Genomic DNA, 20669 nt, shown 5'->3' with positions numbered 1-20669 from the left:
GCTTCTCAAGGATTGGTGCTGGACATAAGATGCTCCAGAACATATTCTTGACGTATGAAAACTCCCCTGTATCTTATTGACGGCTATGCGCTGATTTTTCGATCCTATTTTGCCTTTATCAGAAATCCCCTGACCACCAGCGGCGGGATGAATATTTCCGCCCTCCACGGGTTTACCCGGATTCTATTGAACATTCTCAGAGATTATTCTCCGGAATATCTTGCGGTGGCCCTGGACAGCCGTACCCCCACCTTCCGGGACGAAATGTATGAAGAGTACAAGAAAACCCGGGACAAGACTCCTGAAGATTTAAAGGCTCAGTTTCCGGTGATCGAATCTCTCCTGAAAGAATTTCATATTCCCACGGTGCGGAGAAACGGGATGGAGGCGGATGATATTATTGCCAGTCTGGCTCGAAGCTGCTCAGCTGAAGAACGCCCCTGTTATATTGTGTCCGGGGACAAGGACCTGTATCAGCTGGTGGATCGGCATGTGCATATTCTGAAACCTTCCCGTTCCGGCGGGTTTGAAGAGCTGGATGCCCAGGGTGTGTTTCAGGATAAGGGAGTGCATCCGAATCAGATTATCGATTATCTTGCCCTGCTTGGGGATAGCGCAGACAATGTGCCCGGTGTGAAGGGAATCGGGCAGAAGACGGCAGAGAAACTTCTGGGGCAGTATGAGAGTCTGGACGGCATCTATAATCATCTTGAAGATATCCAGTCGGCCAACTGGACGAAAAAACTCAGCGAAGGGCATGAATTGGCAATGCTCAGTAAAAAGCTGGTTATCCTCAAGGATGACCTGGATTTTGAATTTGAGCTGAACGATTTAACCCTGGAGAGCCTGGACGGGAGTTCCGCCGCTGAACTTTTAAAAAAGTACGAGATTCAGAATCTCAGCAAAGAGATTCAAAAAGTAAACGGCAAGTCGCCGGGAAAAGAATCCCCTTTTTACGGAATGGATGATATCGCCGGGCCGGAAATGGATCCCGGGGGAGGAACCCTTGAAGAGGGAGAATCCCGGGGGAAACAGTCCAAAGGAGACCCGGCTCGGGCCGGAATGCCGGGGAGTTCTCCCTCAAGCCCGCTGAAACATCAGGCGGAAGGCATGGACCGGGAATCCAGGGCAAAACAGGAGTCCTTAAACGATCGTATCGGCGAACTGGAAAAGGAGTTTGCCGGTTTGAACGCCGATTATGAACTTGTTACCGATGAGCAAGGGCTTCGCCGATGGGTGAAAAGCTGTATGGACGCGGGAACCTACGCATTCGATACCGAAACCGACAGTCTCGATCCACAGAAAGCCCGGTTGTGCGGCTTCAGTCTCAGCTGCACGCCCGGATCTGCCTGTTATGTTCCCCTGAGAAGTCCCGGTGATACCTCCCATCTGGATGAACAAACGGCACTCTCCATGGTGAAACCCCTTCTTGAAAATCCTGAGTACCGTTTGGTGGGACAGAATATCAAATACGATTACTGCATTATGGCCGCTCGGGGTGTGGTGATGGCGGATCCATGGTTCGACACCATGATAGCCGCCTGGCTCATCGATACCACCGCGAACTCCTATGGCATGGATGCTCTGGCTGAACACTACCTTGGATACGCAACAAGAAAGCTCATACCCCTCTATGAAGAAATCACCGGGGAGAAAGTGACCAAGGCCCGGGCCAACAGCATCGATTTCGCACGTATTCCCCTGGATGAAGCCCTGGATTATGCCGCCGAAGATGCGGATATTACCCTGAGGCTTGCCCGTATTCTGGGGCTTCACCTGGAGAAGGCCGATCTGAGCCCCGGCGAAAAACAGACCGCACTCTTTCATGAACTGGAAATGCCGTTGGTTCCGGTTCTGGGAAATATGGAGATGCGGGGGATCATGCTGGATACTTCCGCCCTCGGGAAGTACAGCAAGGAGCTGGAACAACAGCTGGAGGAAATTACCGGTGAAATCTATGAACTGGTGGGGCATGAGTTTAATATTGCCAGTACCAAGCAGCTTCAGGAAGTGCTGTTTCAGGAACGGAAACTTACTCCGGTAAAAAAAACCAAAACCGGATACTCTACCGATACATCAGTCCTTGAACAGCTATCCAAAGAAGACAGGGTTCCCGAATTGGTGCTGAGGCACCGAACACTTTCAAAGCTGAAATCCACCTACGTGGACAGTCTCCCTATGCTTATCAACGAAGAAAGCGGCCGGCTTCATAGCAGGTTTCAGCAGAACGGTACCGCCACCGGGCGATTATCCAGCCACGACCCAAATCTGCAGAATATTCCGATCCGGGACGACGAGGGGCGGAAGATCAGAGAGGCATTTGTTCCCCGGGATGGCTGCATGTTTATTTCCGCAGACTATTCTCAGATTGAGCTGGTGGTGCTCGCCCATCTTTCCCGGGATCCCGGACTGGTCAAGGCCTATAATGAGGGTATTGATGTTCACTCCCTCACTGCGAGCCAGATTTTCCAGGTAGAAGTTGATGATGTCAGCTCCATGCAGCGCCGGATTGCTAAATCTATTAATTTCGGGGTGATGTATGGGATGAGCGCGTTTCGTCTTTCTCGTGAGCTGGGAATAGGACGAAATGAAGCCCAGGAATTTATCGACGCCTATTTTCAGACATATTCGGGAATCCGTAGTTACATTGACAGCCTGGTAGAGCGCACCGAACAGCTCGGCTATGTGGAAACCATGGCCGGACGGCGCCGAAGCATCCCCACCATCTCCAGTTCGAACAAGAATGAGCGGATGGGTGCACAGCGGATTGCGGTGAACACCCCCATTCAGGGATCTGCAGCGGATATCGTGAAGACCGCCATGCTCAAAGTTGATGCTGAACTGAAGGAGCGGGGATTAGCATCCCGTCTCTTGCTGCAGGTACACGACGAGCTGATCTTTGAGGTTCCCAGGGACGAGCTGGACGATGTTGAGCAGTTACTCCAGGCAATTATGCCCGGGGCCGTAAAGCTGTCGGTTCCCCTTTCTGTAAATATTGAGCGGGGTGCCAGTTGGGGGGAAATGCATTGAGCAGCGCAGGAAGTCAAACCGACTGTCCCGTACTTGGAATTACCGGCCCCTATTGTTCCGGTAAATCCACCCTTGCAGAAGAACTTGTCCAACGGGGCTGGGTGCAGATAGATGTGGACCGTTTGGGGCATGAGAGTCTTGTCCGGAAAAAGGATGAAATAACATCTAAATTCGGCGCCGGCATTCTCAGTGCAGACGGAAGCGCAGTGGACCGGAAAAAACTGGGCTCAATGGTTTTTTCCGATACGAAGCGTTTGGAAGAACTGGAGCACATTGTACATCCTGATATGAAGATCCGCAGCCGTGAGCTGATCCGGGAATACCGGCAATCTGAAAATCCGCCGCTTGGAATTCTTCTGAATGCGGCGATCCTCTTTAAAATGAAACTGGATCCGTTATGCGACGGGGTCATATGGGTCAGTGCTCCCCGGGTACTCCGGATGATCCGTGCCCGCAAACGGGACGGATTGAACTGGAAAGAGATATTCCGACGATTTGCCGCCCAAAAGGAATTACATCCTCAACTTGCGTCCCGATCTGTCGATATGTATAAGGTGGACAACCTTCTAAAAGGGAGAGCAGTTCGACGTATCGAACGCATTGTACAGGACAGGTTATGGAACAGAACAAAACCTACATAATTATGCTGGTAATAACCCTGGTGGCCGCCGGACTATTGGCGTCAGGTCTGTTTCTCTTTTCTCCCAGTCAGGAGGAAACCGGACTTGCGGCAACAGACGGGCCGGATGCTCAGCCCTTTTTGTATATTAATCCCCAGCCGGAGCCGGCGGGAGCGAGGCTGGGGGGCGAAGATTCAGCTGATATTCCCAGTGATGCTGAAGGTGAAGAGGATGCCCGTACAGAGACCGGGGGAGAAAACCAGCCTGGCACGACAGATAAAGATGAAGATCAGGAACGGAGCGAACCTCTGATTTTTACCCAGCGCCAGGTGTACGGCCAAACCCGGGAGGCCGGGGAAGAGCATGAAGACCCTAAGGAACCGTCCACTGTACCCTCCTCTGAATCCGAACCTGCCACAGGCACTGAAACCCGGCCCCAGTCCACCGATCAAACCGGAGCGTCTGACACCCGGAGAACCGCGTCAGCGGATTCCCCGACAGGGACACCGGGGGGGAGCGGGGAACCCGTGGATGATGCTGAAAACCGGGGCGAAGATGAAACACCCGCTGTGGACTCCCAAAGCAGTGGCCGGGCCGGCGGCGGGACTTCCACCCGGGAGCCTGTGACCGTGCAAGAGTATTGGATTCAGGTGTTTGCAAGCCCCAGCATTCAGAGCATCGAAGATGCACGGCATGCCCTGCTCGAACACGGATTCGGGGGGAAGGTGAGCAGTGTGAGCCGTGCCGATACCCTCTATTACCGCCTCCGCTACGGTCCCTTTCAAGTGGAGGATGAGGCGGAAAAATTTCTTGGCTGGATTACCACAATGGAAGAATTCAGCGATGCTTACATTTCACTTGAGTATAACCGGCGCTGATCCCCGGCGCCGGTGAACCACTCAGATCTGAAAGTCTTGTACATGTTCATATTTATTACGGATCACATGCTCGGGATCCCGGATATAAATTCTGCTTCCCGCAGGTACCGAATGGGTAAGCCAGACATTTCCCCCGATAATTGAATTTCTGCCGATTACCGTCTTTCCCCCTAAAATAGTGGCTCCTGAATAAATGGTTACATCATCTTCAATGGTGGGGTGCCGTTTAGTATTGGCCTCTTCTTTTTTCACCGAGAGAGCGCCTATAGTAACTCCCTGATAGATTTTCACATTTTTCCCAATTACCGTGGTTTCACCTATTACCACCCCTGTAGCGTGATCAATAAAGAAGGATTCGCCGATCTGTGCGGCCGGATGAATATCTATGCCCGTTTTTCCGTGAATGTGTTCACTCATCATCCGCGGAATAAGGGGGATACTACGGATCCACAGCTCATGGGCCACCCGGTGAATCATGATGGCTTCCACGCCGGGGTAGGAGAGAATTACCTCTTCATGGGATCGGCTTGCCGGGTCTCCCTTGAGGGCAGCCTCAACGTCCGTGTGGACAATTCTGCGGATAGAGGGAAGTTGTTCAAGAATTTGAAGGGTGAGCGTATCCGAATCGCTCCTGCAGGAAGCAATTTCACCGTTTTCCGGGTCGTTCATACAGAACGGATCGCCGTTCAGTCTTCTTTGAAAGCACAGACTCTTGGTGATCTCTTTGGTTAGATTTTTCATCACCCTGTTCAGCCGTTCCCCAATTGAGTAGCGGATGTTGGCCGTATCCAAAGGTTCCTCGCATTTATATCCTGGAAATATCAGTCCTTCAAGGTCATCGATGATATTTTGGATGCTGAGCCTGCTGGGGAGATTCGGGCCGTGAATATGATTCAGGCCTCCAATATCATTATAGCTTTCCAGAAGAGAAGCGGTGAGTTTTTCAAGCTTGTCCATATTTCATAAGATGATGAATCCCGGCGGAATGTCAACTCACAATTCCACCAGACCGGTAATTCCCAGGGGTATCTGTCTGCTGGATATACGGTAATGCCAGCGGCTGTCAAAAATATTGTACTGATCTTCAACGGCGAACTGTCCGATGGTGAGTGCGTGAATTCGGTTTTTGCCTTCTTTCCGCAGAGCCTCCATGGCAGGATGCTGTTTGATCATAATCTTCGGAACCCTGAAGTCTGAAACAATGAGCAGGTCGGCATTTCGATAGCCTTCGTCCCGGATCTTCCTGATAGAGGCTTTCAGTGCCGGTCTGAGATCCGTTCCTCCCCGGAATTCCATGGAAAAGAGTGCGCTGAACTGCGGAAGAGCCGCCTGCATATTGCTTACATCAATTTCCCGGATTTCAGTTGAGAATAGAATAAGGTAGAGCCGGCGCTGCTGTTGCCAGCAGATCCGTACCAGCGCCAGACTCAATGCCTTGGCAACCTGCTCCGGCCAGCCGGTCATACTGCCGCTGGTATCCAGGGCGACCACCACAGGACCCAGGGGGTCGCTGGCTTCCACCTGTCGGATTTCTTTGCTCAAGTTGCTGCGGTCCCGGTTTTCACGGTTTCTGAATCGGGAAACCATCAGTTCTCCGTCCACCAGCTCTTTGTAAAACCTGTGTTCAATATCCGGTTCATTAAGAAAACCGTATTCCCCGGGAAGGAGACGGTTCAGGTCGCTGCCGAACTCGACCCCCAATATTTCCTGTTTACCCAGAAATTCTTCTTCCATGCGATGATGTTCAATCAGGGTTTCCACATTTTTCCGATGTGTGTTCTGTCCCTTTTTGCTTCCGGGACCCCTTCCCAAAATATCCGCAAGTCTGCGTACACTGGGATTCTCCTCCAGGAAGCGTTTGCTCATTTCGAAGATATCCCAGGGGACCTCTTGCCAAACACTGTTGTCCAGATCCCATCCGGCGGAGCTGATGCCGAAAAAATGCTCCATGTTCCTGGATATATCCCTCAGTTTGCGGCTTTCTTCCAGTAGATCGCTCATAAGCCCCGGCAGTTTGCTGCGGATAAGGGAACGGTATACCCGGTATTTGTATCTGCCAAGATCGGCCCGTATTTCCTTCAAAAGGCGTTCCTGAACCGCTTCCAGTTGAAGGATATCTGAAGCCGGGCGGCCTTCTCTGGATGTTATGGTGGCGCTATTATCCGGTTCTTCATCTTTGCGGGGGCTGAGGTCGTTCAAAAGCTCCACCAGGTTCCGGGTCTGGCTGCTCTCCAGTCCCCGGGAGCGGATTTTTTCATACTGGCTCTGGGGAGGAAGTGCATCCAGTCGGCTTTCCAGCCGCTTCAGAGCTTCCAGTGCTGTGAGTTCATTGGAGTGTGCAAAATCGTGACCGATTTTGTGGATGGTATCGTGGGCGAGCCGGAGGCCAAGCTCCCGCTTATCTTCCACAAGTTCCCGGACAGAACCGGCAAGGTCCCCCACCCTGTCAACCAGTTCGGACAGCGCTCGAAGTTTTTGGTTCTCTGTTGAGGCCGGGGTCGCGCCGGGGGTTGGTGCCCCTTCGGCGGGTTCTCCGGTGAATGTCATGGTAAGCCGTTGCTCGAGGATTTCCCTGAGATCTTCCGGGATGAGATCTTCGTCATGAAAATAGGGGCAGGAGTGGTTCATGAAAGTGCCCTGTCCAGTCCTTCCTGCCTCCCGCTTTCCAGAACTTCCGTTAGAAGCTGCTGAATATCATATTTCCTGTCACTGCCCCCCTTCATGAGTGGACTCAGATCATGGCTTGGGACAAAAAGATGACTGCTCCCCTGATCTTTGTAGGATGCCAATTCCCCATCGATTCGGGATATTGCCTGCTCCAGGAGGCTGATCCGTTTCCGGTACTCCTGGCCCAGAATATTCCGGTCCTCGCTGCTGAGCTTCCGGGGTACACGGGTGGAGCTCGTTTCCTCTCTGTGTTCAATAACGCCGCTGCCGTTGCTTCCGCTGAGCCTCCAGTGATTTTTATCGCTCCAGCTCATCTGATGGACCTCGGTACGGTAAAAATTCCCCTTACTGTATACGAAAAGCTCCAGTTCGCCCCGTTCTTCGAGGTATTCAAGGTCATCGGCCCAAATCCTGTACTCATGCTCTCCGCTTTCCCCGTCAGGAATAAAGCGGTAATACTCCCCATCATAGCGCAGAGGTTGAAGCCGGGTGGTTTCCTCTTGTGCGTAGGCCCTGGAATCCAGCGCTTGCTTAAGGGTCTCCACTTCATGTTGCAGGGTCCGAATATTCACGCTGGAATTGAACATCATTTTTATAACCACCGCTGAAAAGATTTCCTCCACCCGCTCTCTGTTGGCTGAATTGTTCCAAATACAGTGGGGAATAATAAATGCATCCACCATATTTGCTTCTGATCTGCCATGGAAAAAGGCTGAAGTCTGAAGCAGTTCGGCGACTTGCTTCCATCGTCTGTCGGAAATACGAAAGCTATGATCGTCCGCAGCCTCGCTATTCATGGTTTCTCTCAGTTCGGTGAGCATTCCCAGAAGATCATCGCTAAGCCGGATATTGCGGATGGACTCCAACCATTGTGACCATTCTTCGGGGGTAACGGCCTGTTCTGCTTCAGCAATTTCCGGTTCTGACGGAGTTTGGATCAACATCTTGAACGCTTCGGGATCACGAATGGCGGAGATTTCCAGTCGGATGAGAAACCTGTCCCAAAATGCCCTTGATTCATCATCTTCCTTGATCTCATTGCTGGCAGCTATGAAACACTTCAAGGGAATCTGTATTAGCTCGTCGCCGTTACGGAATGTCCGTTCATTAAGGGCAGCCAGGAGGGTGTTTTGAATCGGAGGACTGGATTTCCATATTTCATCAAGAAATACAATATCCGCTCCGGGAAGGTATCCGTCGATATTCCTGCTGTAGCTGTCTTCATGCTTCAGTCGGGCGATGGATACTGGTCCGAATATTTCATCCGGTGTGGAAAATCTGCCCATTAAATACTCAAAAAATTCCGCCTGATGAAATGCGGAAGCAATTTTCCTGGCAATAAGGGATTTTGCCACTCCCGGCGGTCCCAGATAAAAGATGCTTTTCCCGGATAAGGCTGCCAGAAGGCTGAGCCGCACAGCCTCCTCCCGTTCATACAAACCCTGAAGGAGGTGCCTTATAATGTTTTCCAATCGCTGATATACTTTTTTCTCGGATACGTTTCCCATAATCCCATCATAACCACAGGGAGATCGCATGAACAGTCATTTCCAGGTCCATGAGTACCGGAAAGGTCGGGATATTTCACATCTTTGCTGGAAAAGCGGAGAAAGCAGGCAGGTGTTCACCAGCCGTATTTTCAATGTGGATTCCATTCATCATTCCCGGGAAGACGGCCGAAAAGGAGATTTCCTCAGGCTGAACTGTCCTGATTGGGTAAATGTCTGTGCAATTACCCGGGATTCCCGGAACAGGGAGTGCCTGGTGATGGTTCGCCAGTACCGTCACGGAAACGAACAGATCGCCCTTGAGCTACCCGGAGGAATGGTTGATTCAGGTGAAGCATCTGAAGAGTCGGCACGAAGGGAATTGTTGGAGGAAACCGGATACAGAGCGAAGAAAATCCTGTCAATCGGCTCATCTAATCCCAATGCCGCCTTTATGGGGAACACCATGCATGTATTTGCCGCCCCGGAGATAGAATTTGCGGGAAATCGGGAGCTTGATCACAATGAGGTGCTGGATGTGGAGCTGGTTCCCATTGCCATGCTCGACAGAGGGGAGGTGCCGGAGTTCCTGGTTAACGGGGTGATGACGTTGGCCTGGTATTACTTTGCCACATGGATGCGGAGAACAGGGAGGATGCCATGAAAGAGTATGATTTTGTCATGGAGATGGAAGTCCGTGACTACGAGCTCGATTTACAGGGAATCGTGAATAATGCGGTGTACCAGAATTATCTGGAGCATTGCAGACATAAATATCTGCGTGCCATCGGAATCAATTTCAACGATATGCACGAAGAAGGAATGGATCCGGTGGTTACCAGATCGGAAATCGATTACATTCAGTCACTGCGCTCCGGGGACTTGTTCTATGTGGGCGTGAAGCTGTCCCATGAGGGAAGGCTTCGTCATGTATTTCATCAGGAAATCGTCCGGCTTATGGACGAAGCGATTATCTGCAAAGCGAAAATCACCGCCACAGTCTTGAAAAACGGCCGCCCCTCACCAGCACCCGAATTTCAGCAGGCTGCTGAAGAGTTCCGCTCCAGGCAGGGGGTGGGGTTTCGGGTGTGAAATCCGGGTGTACAACGGTGAAAAGCTGCGCCGATCGGACTTCCATAGGGAAGCCCGACTTGCAGGTATGTGAGAAAAGCCAGCACTTGCTGGCTTTTTGAGTATATTATTTGACAATAATAGGCGCCGATCGGACTTCCATAGGGAAGCCCGACTTGCAGGTATGTGAGAAAAGCCAGCACTTGCTGGCTTTTTGAGTACACAGGCGCCGATCGGATTCGAACCGATGCATAAAGGTTTTGCAGACCTCTCCCTTAGCCACTTGGGTACGGCGCCGTTGCTTGGGCGATTAACATACTAAAAGCCGGCATATTTGTCCAGTAAGTGTACAGAGGATTTTTTGTGAAAATTCCTCCTCGATGTGATATACTATAAAAGAACGAATGTTCGGTTTATAAAAATCAACCCGTCCCCGGAAAATGTGTGCTGCTGAACCATCACGGGATTTTTCCATTTACTCGTCGGCACTGGATGGTATTCAGCTGTAAGCCGGCGGGGGGGGGTGAAGCGGGGGATGCCATGCTGATAGTTACCGGTGCTTTTGGACTCCTTGGAACAGAACTGATGGCTTTGCTTTCAGGGAGCGGGGAACAGGTGCTGATAATAGAAAGACCCGGGGCCAGAGTTCCCCCCTCTCTCAGAGGCAGGGTCAGGAAGTTATCTCCACGAAGAGGGTATGAGTACCATAGTACTCACCGGTGTAGAAAACAATGGATGTGGATCCCGCTGGATATATCCATTCCCGGCTGGAGCAAACATATCCCGGCGGCCTGTAAACCGGATGGAATTTTCCATCTTGCCGCCCTCATTCCTCCGCAAGCGGATCGGAACCCCGGACTGTCTGAACGGGTAAACCTGAAAGGAAGCAGAGAGCTTATTAGCTGGGCCAGGCTCAATGCCCCCGCCGCCCCATTTATGTTCACCTCAAGCATTGCCGTCTACGGAGACCGGAGAAACAGCGGCGAGATTTTCCCCCAGGATCCGTTAAGGCCCAGTCCAGGCGACTATTATGCCCGCCACAAAATCGCAGTGGAACAATGTCTTAAAGAGAGCGGCTTGCCCTGGAACATACTAAGAATGAGCTACATCGTTTCCCCCGCTAAGCTGGAAGCCGATCCGTTAATGTTTCATATGCCTCTGGATACCCGGATTGAGACGGTACACGCCAAGGATGCCGCCATGGCGGTCCATCAGGCATTTCAATACTTCAGACCCGGGGAGGTATTGAATATTGGAGGGGGAGAGAAGTGCAGGACGGTCTATCGGGAGTATCTTCTGCAGATGTTCAGTATTTTCGGACTGAATCCCGGGGAAATACCCACTGAACTGTTTTCAACCAAGCCGTTTCACTGCGGCTGGATGAACACCGATGAAAGCTGCTCCTACCTGGATTATCAGCATCGCAGTTTGCTCGATTTCTATCTGGAGGTGTATCGGAAAAAACAGCGTATCAGGAGGAGTGTACATCGGTTTCGTCGCCGCATCTGGATGAAAATACTTAAGGGTTCAGATTACTTCACCGGACTGTCCGGAGGCATTAAATCCCGGATGATTATGTCTCTTATGAATGAGAGGATGTCCTCCCGCTGAACCCCGATCTCTGTCCGTCTTGAGATTCGGGTTGCCTCCATGGTTCCCAGGAAATAGACGGAAACGGCGGTACGGAGCGCCCGCTCCCCGTCCGGTGAAAATGAAGTATTGCCGGGGGACCGAGAGCCCAGGTATGGTTGGGAGCCGGGCAGTTTTTTACTCAGATCCAACACCAGATTGGTAATCTGAATGAGTTTGTCGTTAATTGATGAAAGCTCGGGGGTCTCGCTTAATAAAATATGAATCAGATCCTCGTCTTCCATAAGCCGGGGCATGACGGTAAATGCGAAAAAATCCGCCAGTTCCTCAAGACTGGCGGGAGAGGCCAGAGCGGAATGAATATCCTTCATAATTTCATTCCAACCCTCCTCCACAATGGAAACGGCCATCTCTTCCTTGGAACTGAAGTAGGTATAGATAGTGCCGGTGGAGTATCCGCTTTCCCGGCGGATATGGGATATGCCGGTTGCATGATACCCGTGAAGGGCAAACAATGATTTTGCCGCTGCAAGGATCGCCTTGCGCTTTTGTTCATCTTTTTGCCTGGCCACCTGCAGATCCTTTGCTGTATCGGAATTCTCCACCGGAGCCTGATTTCAGGGCCGGCTTGAACACCGGATTTATAGATGTTTGGACAAATCCACGTGAAAGTCGATATCACCGGGCTTGATGCTGGCTCCGGTGAGGGTTTGAAGAATCCGTTCAGATTCTTCCAATGGTTTGCTCTCTTTGTTTAGAATCCGGTACACACCCATGGATATGGGCATTTTGAGCTTCTGACGGTCAACAATCTCCTTCATCGCCCTCACAGCAACCGCCCCTTCGGGCAGGTAGCCGATATTTTTAAAATCCTGTATGAGTTCGTCGATGCTTGAATATTTTTCCAGAAGATCTTTCAGGATGATTTCTCTTCCGAAGCGGCGGTTTCTCCCGTGAATTGAGCGGCATGTCACGTCAAGATCCCCCACTGCTGCGATTGAAGTGAAGGTTTCCGGGTGGGTAGCTCCCACCGCTCCCCCGAACTGCTGAATTTCGTTCAGCCCTCCGGCAAGAAGGAGGGACTCGGTGTTATCTCCCACCGAGCCGCTGTATTCCTTTAACGCATCCAGTATTCCGAATGCAATGGCGATTACATTTTTCAACGCCGCAGAAACCTGAACCCCCACCACATCCAGAGAGCTGAACATCATGAGGGTTCGGGAGTTTAAGAGCTCCCGAATTTTAATCGAATTCCGGGGGTTCTGGCTGGCGCTGATCAGACCAGTGAGAATCCCTCTGCTTACTTCCTCTGCATGGCTTGGGCCGGAAATATACACCAAATTACCTTTGTAGAAACCGGGGAGATAATCTTCCAGGGTTTCGATAATCAGCCTTGGACCCCGATTGGTAAGCATGAAACCCTTGGTGAGAACCCCGATCACCGCTTCGCCTTCCATGATGCTGGGAACTGTAAGAATCTGGCGGATGGTGCTCAACAGGAAAAGGGAAGGGGATGCGAGAATAATGAATTCCCTTCCCCCTGCCGCTTCCCGAATATCCGTGGATGCCCGTACCGTTTTTGGCAGGCGTATTCCCGGCAGGTAGCGCCGGTTTTCATGTCCATGGTTAATTCCCTGCACCACATCTTCCTCAAAAGCCCACATGAGGACGTCATGGCCGTTTTCTCCGATATTTTTTGCGATGGCCGTGCCCCAGGCACCTGCACCGATAATTCCCACCTTGCTCATATTCAGCTGCTCCTCTGATTCCCTGCAGCGTTTTCGAACCACTCAACATAGGGTTCAAGCATGGCCAGCCCCGATTTCCAGAACTCAGGGGTTTCAATATCAAATCCGGCCATGCGGCAGAGATCAACGGCGGACATAGTACCGGTGTTCCGTAAAAGATTTCTATATGTTTCGGGAAATTCCCGGGGATTTTCCCGGAATTGGGCATAGAGTCCCAGAGCGAACAGCTGCCCGAAAGCGTAAGGATAGTTATAAAACGCCAGATCGGTACTGTAGTAATGCCCCTTAACCGCCCACATATACGGATGACGCAGCCCGTCGTCCACGCCCTCGCCGTAGGTTTCCCGCTGGGCTTCCAGCATTAGCCCCTTCAGTTCATCAGGACTCAACTCTCCTCCTTTTCGGGCTTGAAAGAGGGAGCGTTCAAATCGGAACCTGCTGAGAATATCCACGATCACCTGGGTGTTTTCCATGAGAAGGCCCTCAACCAGGGCCAGTTTGCCTTCTTCGCCGGCGTCTTCAATGGCGGAGTGGTACACGATGGTCTCGCAGAACGTGGAGGCAGTTTCTGCCAGGGTCATGGGGTAATCCCGGTTAATATAATCCAACCCTTCCAGCTGTGAGCTGTGGTAGGCATGGCCCAGCTCATGGGCCAGGGTGGATACCGCTGAGAAGGAGCCGTCGAAGTTTGCAAGAATCCGGGCCTGGTCATGAAGGGGGAAATCGGTCATATACGCACCCCCTACCTTGCCGCTCCTGGGCTGGGCGTCGATCCAGCGGTTTCTGAATGCATTGCGGGCAAAGTCGCCCAGATCCGGCGAAAAGGAATTGAAACGTTCAACAATAAAATCCTCTGCTTCCCGGTAGCTGAACACCCGGTTCTGCTCACCCACCGGAGCAAAAAGATCATAGAATGCCAGCTTTTTCAAACCCAGGTATGAAGCCTTCCGCTTCAAATATCGGCGAAACATGGGAAGAGCTTCTTCCATTGCCTGTATGAGAGAATCCAAAGTTTTTCGGCTGATACGTGAGGAGCGGAGGGAAGGCTCCAGCATCTCTGTATAATTCCGTCGTGAATACAGGCTGATGCTATTGCCCTTCACCCCGTTCAATGCTGCAGCAAATGCGGTTTCATGCTGCTTCCAGAGAGAAAGTTCAAGATTGTAGGCTTTTTCTCTGATATGACGGGATGGAGAAAACGCCAGATTCCGCAGTTCAACCAGTGTTTTCTTTTCACCGGTTACCGGATTCCAGAGGCAGTTCATTTCCGAGGACATGGAGCTTTGCAGACGGCCCCAGGCATCTCCTGCGGAACGTTGTATATCGCTTGCCAAATCTTCCATTTCCGGACTCATCTGATGCTCCAGTCCTTGAAGCTCCCTTTGAAGGAAATACTCCAGACGCCGGATAATGTTGTCAGAGGGGACTTGATCTAGCAGCTTCTTCAGCCCTGCAACGTCAGCTTCAAGAGAATGATTATGGAGTAAAGCCCTGAGAATCAGGCGGAATCGGGTTGAATATCCGTTCAGGGGCATGCTTTGTTCCTCCAAACGATTAATTTCCCGGATCCAGGTTGAGTCAGAGGTGGAAATGGTGTAATTGCAGTAGGCGTAGCTGAACTGTTCATCCAGAAGTCCGGCAATTCTGTCTGCGGTCTCCAGATAGCTTTCAAGCCAGCTGATGACCCCTTGGATATCCCCGGATCCTGTGGCCAGTTGTTCCCCGTTGCGCAGGATTCCAGGCAGTTCCCCTATTCGGCGCTCCGTTTCTTCCCGGTAGCCGGGCATCTGTTCGCCGATCTCAGAAAAATCCCAACGGGGAAGGTCGGGGTTTTTGCGTTCGGGGTTATGGCGCTCGGGGTGTTCCGGGGATTGTTTCTTTGATGGGCTCCCGTTACCCCCGCCGTTTCCTGCGGTTCGAAGCAGCCATTTGCTACCCCAGCCAGTGCGCGCTGTCATCCACATATTCCAGTATCTCCTCAGGCTTGAAAAAAAGTTTGATTTCCCGTTCTGCGCTTTCCACGCTGTCAGATGCATGAATAATATTCATCCGGGTAACAGAGGCATAGTCTCCACGGATGGTTCCCGGAGCCGCTTCATCCACATTTGTTGCTCCGCATAATAAGCGAAGATGGGCGATTGCATTTTCGCCTTCCAGAACCATGGCAATTACCGGCCCGCTGGTCATGTACGCGATAAGACCGGGAAAAAAGGCTTTTCCCTCATGTTCCCCATAGTGACGTCGGCAAAGTTCTTCGCTGATCCGCATAATCTTCATTGCAGTTACATGGAAGCCCTTTTTTTCTATCCTGCTGATAATTTCTCCGGAAATACGCCGCTGAAGAACTCCCGGTTTCAGCATGGAAAATGTCCGTTCGTGTGCCATGAAAAACTCCTTGTGATAGATGCAATTTCAAAATGGAATTCAGAAAATGCTTCAGTATACTCTCAATATACACTATAACATGAAATATAGATCGGTTCGGAGGTGAACCTTGAAATTCACAAATCCCCGGAGAATGAAAGCGAAACTCTCCAAAATTATTCTACTCTTTCTGATGCAGCTTCTTCCGCTCCAGATTCTTAATGCCGCCCCAGGGAACTTACGGCTGGTACCGGGCTTCCCTGTGCGAAACTCCCTGTCGTATGAGGCTGATCAGCAGGTGAAAAAAGAATTTTCCTTTCATATCCCGGATGATGTTTTTTCAGCCCGTATCTCTGTCAGTGAGTCCCGGGCCGATCTCGATCTGTTCATATACGACCCCGCGGGTGATCTTGTAAGTTATGCGGAGCAGAGCAGCTTTAATGAGAGCATCTATCTTGACCGCTTGACGGCACCTTCTCTCGATACTGGAGAATACTTGGCCGAGGTACGGTACCAGTTGCCCCGCCCCCCACTTATCGATGGTGCGCCGGTGGAGGACCTGCCTTTTCGTCTTGAGCTGGAACTGGTCCGCAGGGGCGACCCCGGTCAGTTGGCTACCGGGGTCACAACCCGGGGGGTGCTCCGTCAGGATCGCGGGATGATCGATTATTATGTGATTGATCTTCCGGCGGATGCAGATACTCTTCGGGTGGATACTTTTGGAGCCCGGGCGGATATCGATTTTGCTCTGAACCCCGGAGATGGGTTCACCGATCCCTATACGGCCATCTATCCTGCGGACAGCCATCTTGCTTCGGAAAGTCTGAGCGTCTCCACGGCACGCTCATCCCATCGCCGGTATTTTCTTATGGTATTCACCAGAATGTTTGAAGAGCAGGATGTTGAATATTTTGTCAGGGTCTCCACAGCAGACACTCCCCCGCCTGAGGCGTTGGCGTATCCTCAGCTTCCCGGTCAGCTCAGCGGACTTGATCGGGCGGTTGCCGCAACCGTTGAACTTGCCGGAGAGGACGGAGGGGGGTCGGGCTGTGTTATCAGCCCGGACGGATATATTCTCAGCAACTACCATGTAATTCTCGACCAGTCGGGGGAACCGGCGGAAAGCATGACGGTGGGAATAACCCTTGATCAGGGATTCCCGGCCCGGGAACTGTTCACCGCAAACGTGCTGCGCTGGGATGCTCAGAAAGATTTGGCGTTGCTGAAGGTGGTAGGCGGGCGATACGGCCAGGATCTCCCTGAAGATTTCCGGCTCAACTATTTTTCCCTGGGAGAACCCCGGAGATTAACGCTTTCGGATACCCTGCATTTTCTCGGCTATCCCACCGTGGGCGGTTTGGGAAGCAAGGTGACCATCAGTTATACCCGGGGGGCGGTTTCAGGGTTTGAGCAGCGGAAGGAAGGCTTGTATATTAAAAGTGACGGGGAAATCAACTATGGAAATTCCGGCGGAGCGGCCATGGATCGGGAATTTCGGCTCATAGGCCTTCCAACCCAGATAAACCCCGATGCAGGAGGGAAACTTGCGTATATTCATGCCCTCTCCATGGTTCCCCAAAGCTGGTTGGTGATGGCCGGGGCGGCTGACTGAGAACCGGGTGAATTCCGGTCTGCTGTCAGCCTCCGGGCCACATGCTATGAGGCTCAGGGCGAGCCTTTGCACTTCATGAGGGCATCGTTGGTTTCACGGAAACGCTTCACCACCAGAGGGAGAATTCCCAGGGCCACTTCCGGATGAGATGAAAGGATTGCCTGGAAGCTCCAGGAGGACAGGAGAAGGCATTCGGTTTCTTTTACCGCAATAACATCTGCAGTTCTTGGGGCGCCGTCAAGCACGGAAAATTCTCCGATTACTTCACCACTGCCATGGGTTGCAACTTCCAGCCGTTCGCCGCTTTCGGTGGTCTTTTGAACTTTTACGGATCCGCTTTGGATAATAAACAATCCCACTCCGCTGGTGCCTTGTTCGACCAGAGCATCTCCCGGGGAAAAGCTCCGCTTTGTACAGGCTTTATAAATGGTTTTCAGATATCGCGCTTCCAGATTCTGGAAGAGACTCACCTGTTCAAGCACTTTGTAGTCACTCATCTGATTCTCCTTGAACCTTCAGTATAGTTAGCTCGAAAACCTCTGTCCATCTACGATTTTGTTTCTGTTGAGTATTCTTCCAGAGACTCGTAGATCTCCTGGAAAAAACGGGTCCGTTTAAGATTCTTCAGCCCGGATCCGGGGATCAGCTGATCCATTTCATGGCGACAGAGTTCCTGAAGATTTTGTACGCAGCCCTGCTCTTCGCCGGCGTGAAGCAAGGTTGAAAAATAGAGGCAACTTATCCGGTCTCTTCTTCTGAGGGACGGGAAGCTCCCGCACATTCCCATTGCATCGCTGATAAAAAATGCAGCTCCTTCCCGGTCATCTCTGGCCATATGAATTTCTCCCAGGAGCACCAGGAGGGTGAACAATTCCCGGTAGGCACTGTGCCTCTGGGCTAAAAGAAGGCCGGAGCGGGCTTCCTTTTCGGCTTCATTGAGCCTTCCCAGGATTAGTAATACTTCAGCCCGCAGGCTTGCATTGCTGATACGGTCGAAAATGTTGGGGCTTTGGCTGCTGCGGAATGAACTTTGCTCCATTACCGTATCAATTTCCGGATTCTCCGGATCCAGATGCCAGAGATATACCGCCTTATAGCTGTATGCAGCTACCCTGTTCACGCTGTCTCTCTGGGCGGAGGCTATCATTTCATCGCAGATTTCTCCCAACTGATCCCATTTACCGCTGAGGAAGGAGAGAACCGGCACTGTGGGTTTCAGCATATCGTCGCCAACCGAGCCGCTGTGAAACGGCGAGGATTCTATATGTTCCAGGGCATGGAGATATTCTCCCCGGTAGAGAGAAAACTGAACCTGGGACTGGAGCTGGTAAATCCGGTGCTCAGCCTCCGCCAGCTCTTCCAGAAGAGCTTCCGCATTTTCCCAGTTTCCCCGTTTAGATTCACTCTGGATCATCAGGCTCAATACTGCTGCCTGGGCGTGATCTCTGCTATGGGCCACCAGCCCCCGATGAAGGTGGAACTCATGCTCATTGCAACGACGGTAGTACTGGAGGGAACGGCTGCCGCAAAAAATGCCCTTTTCAAAGCGGTGGGATCTGATGTTGTATGCAGTCAGGATATGCAGCGCTACTGCCCCGTATAACCAGGCTTTTTCATCTATGGAAATTCTCAGCATTTCTTTTACAATGCTGTCGGCCTGGGAGACAAAACCGTTGTTGAAGAGGATCCGAGCCCGCATAAACAGGATATCCAGTTGGAATTCCGGTGCCTTCCCCAGTTCCTTTTCCATAATTTCCAGATATGGCACAAATTCCATATTGTACGCACGGGTTCTGCTGTCCGCAGCATGTTCAACGGCCCGCCTGATTTCCCCGCTGTGTACCAGATGATGCAGCAGGCGTACCGGATGGGGGTGATCCTGCTCCTCCATGATGTCAGCCACAATCCGATGAAGAATTCGTTTGTTATAATTAAGGATGGAGTTATACAGCGCGCGTTTTATCAGGTCGTGTCGGAAATAATAGATTCCCCGATCCTCCTCCAGAAGATCTTCGCGGATATAGAAATCCAGGGCCCCGGGAACAATTGCCGGATCCCCGGAGGTAAGGCGCTGAACAGTTTCAGCATCTACCTTGCTGAAAAAATGGGAGAATACCGACAGTTTGATAATCAGATCCCTGATATCCGGGTTGTAGCGTTCAATCCGGCTGAGAAATAGATTTTGAATGCTGTCCGGAATTCCCCCGTCGCTTAGCGTATTGTTCCCCTCCTTTCGAAGGCGTAGAACATGGCCGGCATAGCTGCGCAAATAGAGCGGATTTCCTTTGCCCTGACTGAGGAGAAGCTCTCTGAGCTGGGGTTCTTCGGGGATTCCCATGGTATCAAGAAGGGAGTTCCCCTCTGCTTTGCTCAGAGAGGGAACCTCCCGATGCTGTAAACCCGGGATAATTGCATCCGTTTCCGCTCTGGGTTCCCGCTCGCAGAGAATCACCATAGGGGCTTCCACCCGCTGCTGGAAAAAAAATTTTAGAAAATCCATGCTCTTCCGGTCCATGCTGTCGGAATTGTCGATAAACATGATAACCCGGGATCCCTGCTCCATCCCGTTGAGAATTTCATTCAGAAGTCCGTTCAGTATTTCGAATGCCTGATCCCTGAGGGTAACACCGCTGCGGTCCCGGTAGAACCTGGCGAACCGGGCTGCCGCAGATCTATCGGCGATGTTCACCTGCCCCGGCGAATTGGTGAGCGTCTGAATAATCTCCGACTCGCCCATTCCCGGGTGTACCCGGAAGTAATTGGCAATGAAATCCACGATGACAATATAGGGCTGCCGGCGGAATTTCCGTGCCCGGCTGAAAAGAAGCTGCACCGGCGAAATACTGCGCTCTTCAATCCCTTTGATGCACTGGTGGACCAATTCGGTTTTCCCGATCCCCGGTTCACCGGTGAGCAGAAACCCCCGGAAATTCCCGCCGTGGGCCAGGAAATACTGCTGCTGAATTTCTGTCAGGAGATTCTCTCTCCCCACAAATTCTTCCCTGCGGACGATCGCCTGCTTGCCGTGGTTGACCGGGTAGAGGGTGAGTTTTTCCTTCATCCCCTTCACCCTCACCCGACGCGGGGGGGCCAATTCCATATCCCTGCTGCACAGTTGAGCGCTGTCCTCACTGATTAACAGTTCCCCCGATGAGGCTGCCTCCTGAATTCGGGACGCCACATTCATGGTGTTTCCGGTAACCACATCGAATTCTCCCCGGGTCCCGGTGGTAATGAGGCCGCTGTGCACACCTATACGCATCTGCAGCCCCAGTTCTTCTCCCGAAGAGCCTTTGATTGAGGGCAGTTCTCTGAGCAATTCGATGCCGCAGTACACGGCACGCTCTGCGTCATCCTCATGGATGGTGGGGACACCAAACACTGCCACCATCGCATCGCCGATATATTTTTCCACACTTCCGTCATGGGCCCGGACAATATTTTCAAATCGTTCGAATACCGTGGACAGAAGCTCATCAGCTTCCTCGGGGTCCATGTCCCGGGTGAGTTCCGTAGAGCTTTCGAGATCGGCAAAGAGTACGGTGACCCTCCGGCGTTCCCCTTTTCGTAGATGGGCCGATTGCCCTGCTTCCTGGATGGCT

At 51.8% G+C, this 20669-nt stretch carries 16 protein-coding genes and 1 tRNA gene; 7 read left to right on the top strand and 10 right to left on the bottom strand.

All coding sequences use genetic code 11. The features are described from left to right. The first annotated feature begins 54 nt into the window (after nt 1-54). The 3 genes from polA to AC52PS_RS11450 are packed head-to-tail and all read left to right on the top strand — an operon-like array spanning nt 55 to nt 4528. Nucleotides 55-3030 (top strand): DNA polymerase I, encoded by a 2976-nt coding sequence (gene polA / locus AC52PS_RS11460; protein WP_495563203.1) that lies wholly within the window; start codon nt 55-57, stop codon nt 3028-3030. Then, nucleotides 3027-3671: a dephospho-CoA kinase gene (coaE, locus tag AC52PS_RS11455; protein ID WP_495563202.1), complete on the top strand. Its 645-nt coding sequence runs from the start codon at nt 3027-3029 to the stop codon at nt 3669-3671. The genes polA and coaE overlap by 4 nt, the downstream gene beginning before the upstream one ends. Next, nucleotides 3647-4528 carry an SPOR domain-containing protein gene (locus AC52PS_RS11450; protein ID WP_495563201.1) on the top strand — a complete coding sequence of 294 codons (882 nt, stop codon included), beginning with the start codon at nt 3647-3649 and terminating at the stop codon, nt 4526-4528. The genes coaE and AC52PS_RS11450 overlap by 25 nt, the downstream gene beginning before the upstream one ends. Before the next feature lie 21 nt (nt 4529-4549). Here AC52PS_RS11450 and epsC read toward each other — a convergent pair whose 3' ends face one another. From epsC to AC52PS_RS11435, 3 genes are read right to left on the bottom strand one after another with little or no spacing between them, the layout of a single operon-like run. Continuing rightward, complete coding sequence (gene epsC / locus AC52PS_RS11445; protein WP_495563200.1) at nt 4550-5485, bottom strand: serine O-acetyltransferase EpsC; 936 nt, start codon at nt 5483-5485, stop codon at nt 4550-4552. A gap of 36 nt (nt 5486-5521) precedes the next feature. Continuing rightward, a complete protein-coding gene (locus tag AC52PS_RS11440; protein WP_495563199.1) occupies nt 5522-7156 on the bottom strand; it encodes a VWA domain-containing protein in 1635 nt (544 codons plus the stop codon). Continuing rightward, nucleotides 7153-8703, bottom strand: a complete 1551-nt coding sequence (locus AC52PS_RS11435) for an AAA family ATPase (protein ID WP_495563198.1) — start codon at nt 8701-8703, stop codon at nt 7153-7155. The genes AC52PS_RS11440 and AC52PS_RS11435 overlap by 4 nt, the downstream gene beginning before the upstream one ends. Before the next feature lie 28 nt (nt 8704-8731). On the opposite strand from AC52PS_RS11435, the gene AC52PS_RS11430 reads away from it, so the two are divergent. Both AC52PS_RS11430 and AC52PS_RS11425 read left to right on the top strand, forming a co-directional pair. Beyond that, entirely contained in the window at nt 8732-9346 is a 615-nt protein-coding gene (locus AC52PS_RS11430) for an NUDIX hydrolase (RefSeq protein WP_495563197.1), read from the top strand. Further along, a complete protein-coding gene (locus AC52PS_RS11425) occupies nt 9343-9774 on the top strand; it encodes an acyl-CoA thioesterase (RefSeq protein WP_495563196.1) in 432 nt (143 codons plus the stop codon). Before AC52PS_RS11430 ends, AC52PS_RS11425 begins: the two co-directional genes overlap by 4 nt. A 203-nt stretch (nt 9775-9977) precedes the next feature. Here the strand turns inward: AC52PS_RS11425 and AC52PS_RS11420 are convergent. Continuing rightward, nucleotides 9978-10050, bottom strand: a tRNA-Cys gene (locus tag AC52PS_RS11420). A 195-nt stretch (nt 10051-10245) separates the two neighbouring features. Between AC52PS_RS11420 and AC52PS_RS11415 the strand changes: the two genes are divergently transcribed. Next, nucleotides 10246-11364, top strand: coding sequence for an NAD-dependent epimerase/dehydratase family protein (locus AC52PS_RS11415; RefSeq protein WP_495563195.1), 1119 nt, complete (start codon nt 10246-10248; stop codon nt 11362-11364). Here the strand turns inward: AC52PS_RS11415 and AC52PS_RS11410 are convergent. The 4 genes from AC52PS_RS11410 to ndk all read right to left on the bottom strand — a co-directional run bounded on the left by AC52PS_RS11410 (nt 11286) and on the right by ndk (nt 15476). Next, the gene (locus AC52PS_RS11410) at nt 11286-11915 is read right to left on the bottom strand and encodes a TetR/AcrR family transcriptional regulator (protein ID WP_495563194.1); all 630 of its coding nucleotides are present in this window, start codon (nt 11913-11915) and stop codon (nt 11286-11288) included. The genes AC52PS_RS11415 and AC52PS_RS11410 overlap by 79 nt on opposite strands. Before the next feature lie 69 nt (nt 11916-11984). Next, complete coding sequence (locus tag AC52PS_RS11405; protein ID WP_495563193.1) at nt 11985-13091, bottom strand: NAD(P)H-dependent glycerol-3-phosphate dehydrogenase; 1107 nt, start codon at nt 13089-13091, stop codon at nt 11985-11987. 2 nt (nt 13092-13093) lie between these two features. After that, a complete protein-coding gene (locus AC52PS_RS11400; protein WP_495563192.1) occupies nt 13094-15049 on the bottom strand; it encodes a M3 family oligoendopeptidase in 1956 nt (651 codons plus the stop codon). Beyond that, a complete protein-coding gene (gene ndk / locus AC52PS_RS11395; RefSeq protein ID WP_495563191.1) occupies nt 15024-15476 on the bottom strand; it encodes a nucleoside-diphosphate kinase in 453 nt (150 codons plus the stop codon). The genes AC52PS_RS11400 and ndk overlap by 26 nt, the downstream gene beginning before the upstream one ends. Before the next feature lie 109 nt (nt 15477-15585). On the opposite strand from ndk, the gene AC52PS_RS11390 reads away from it, so the two are divergent. Then, nucleotides 15586-17067, top strand: coding sequence for a S1C family serine protease (locus AC52PS_RS11390; protein WP_495563190.1), 1482 nt, complete (start codon nt 15586-15588; stop codon nt 17065-17067). Nucleotides 17068-17120: 53 nt separating this feature from the next. Here AC52PS_RS11390 and AC52PS_RS11385 read toward each other — a convergent pair whose 3' ends face one another. Beyond that, a complete protein-coding gene (locus AC52PS_RS11385) occupies nt 17121-17564 on the bottom strand; it encodes a Crp/Fnr family transcriptional regulator (protein WP_495563189.1) in 444 nt (147 codons plus the stop codon). A 50-nt stretch (nt 17565-17614) separates the two neighbouring features. Continuing rightward, nucleotides 17615-20665 (bottom strand): adenylate/guanylate cyclase domain-containing protein, encoded by a 3051-nt coding sequence (locus tag AC52PS_RS11380; RefSeq protein WP_495563332.1) that lies wholly within the window; start codon nt 20663-20665, stop codon nt 17615-17617. Between the last annotated feature and the right edge of the window lie 4 nt (nt 20666-20669).

The sequence above is a fragment of the Salinispira sp. genome (assembly GCF_059431795.1).
The sequence above is the reverse complement of the archived record's forward strand: the minus strand, read 5'-3'. Positions and strand labels throughout refer to the sequence as shown.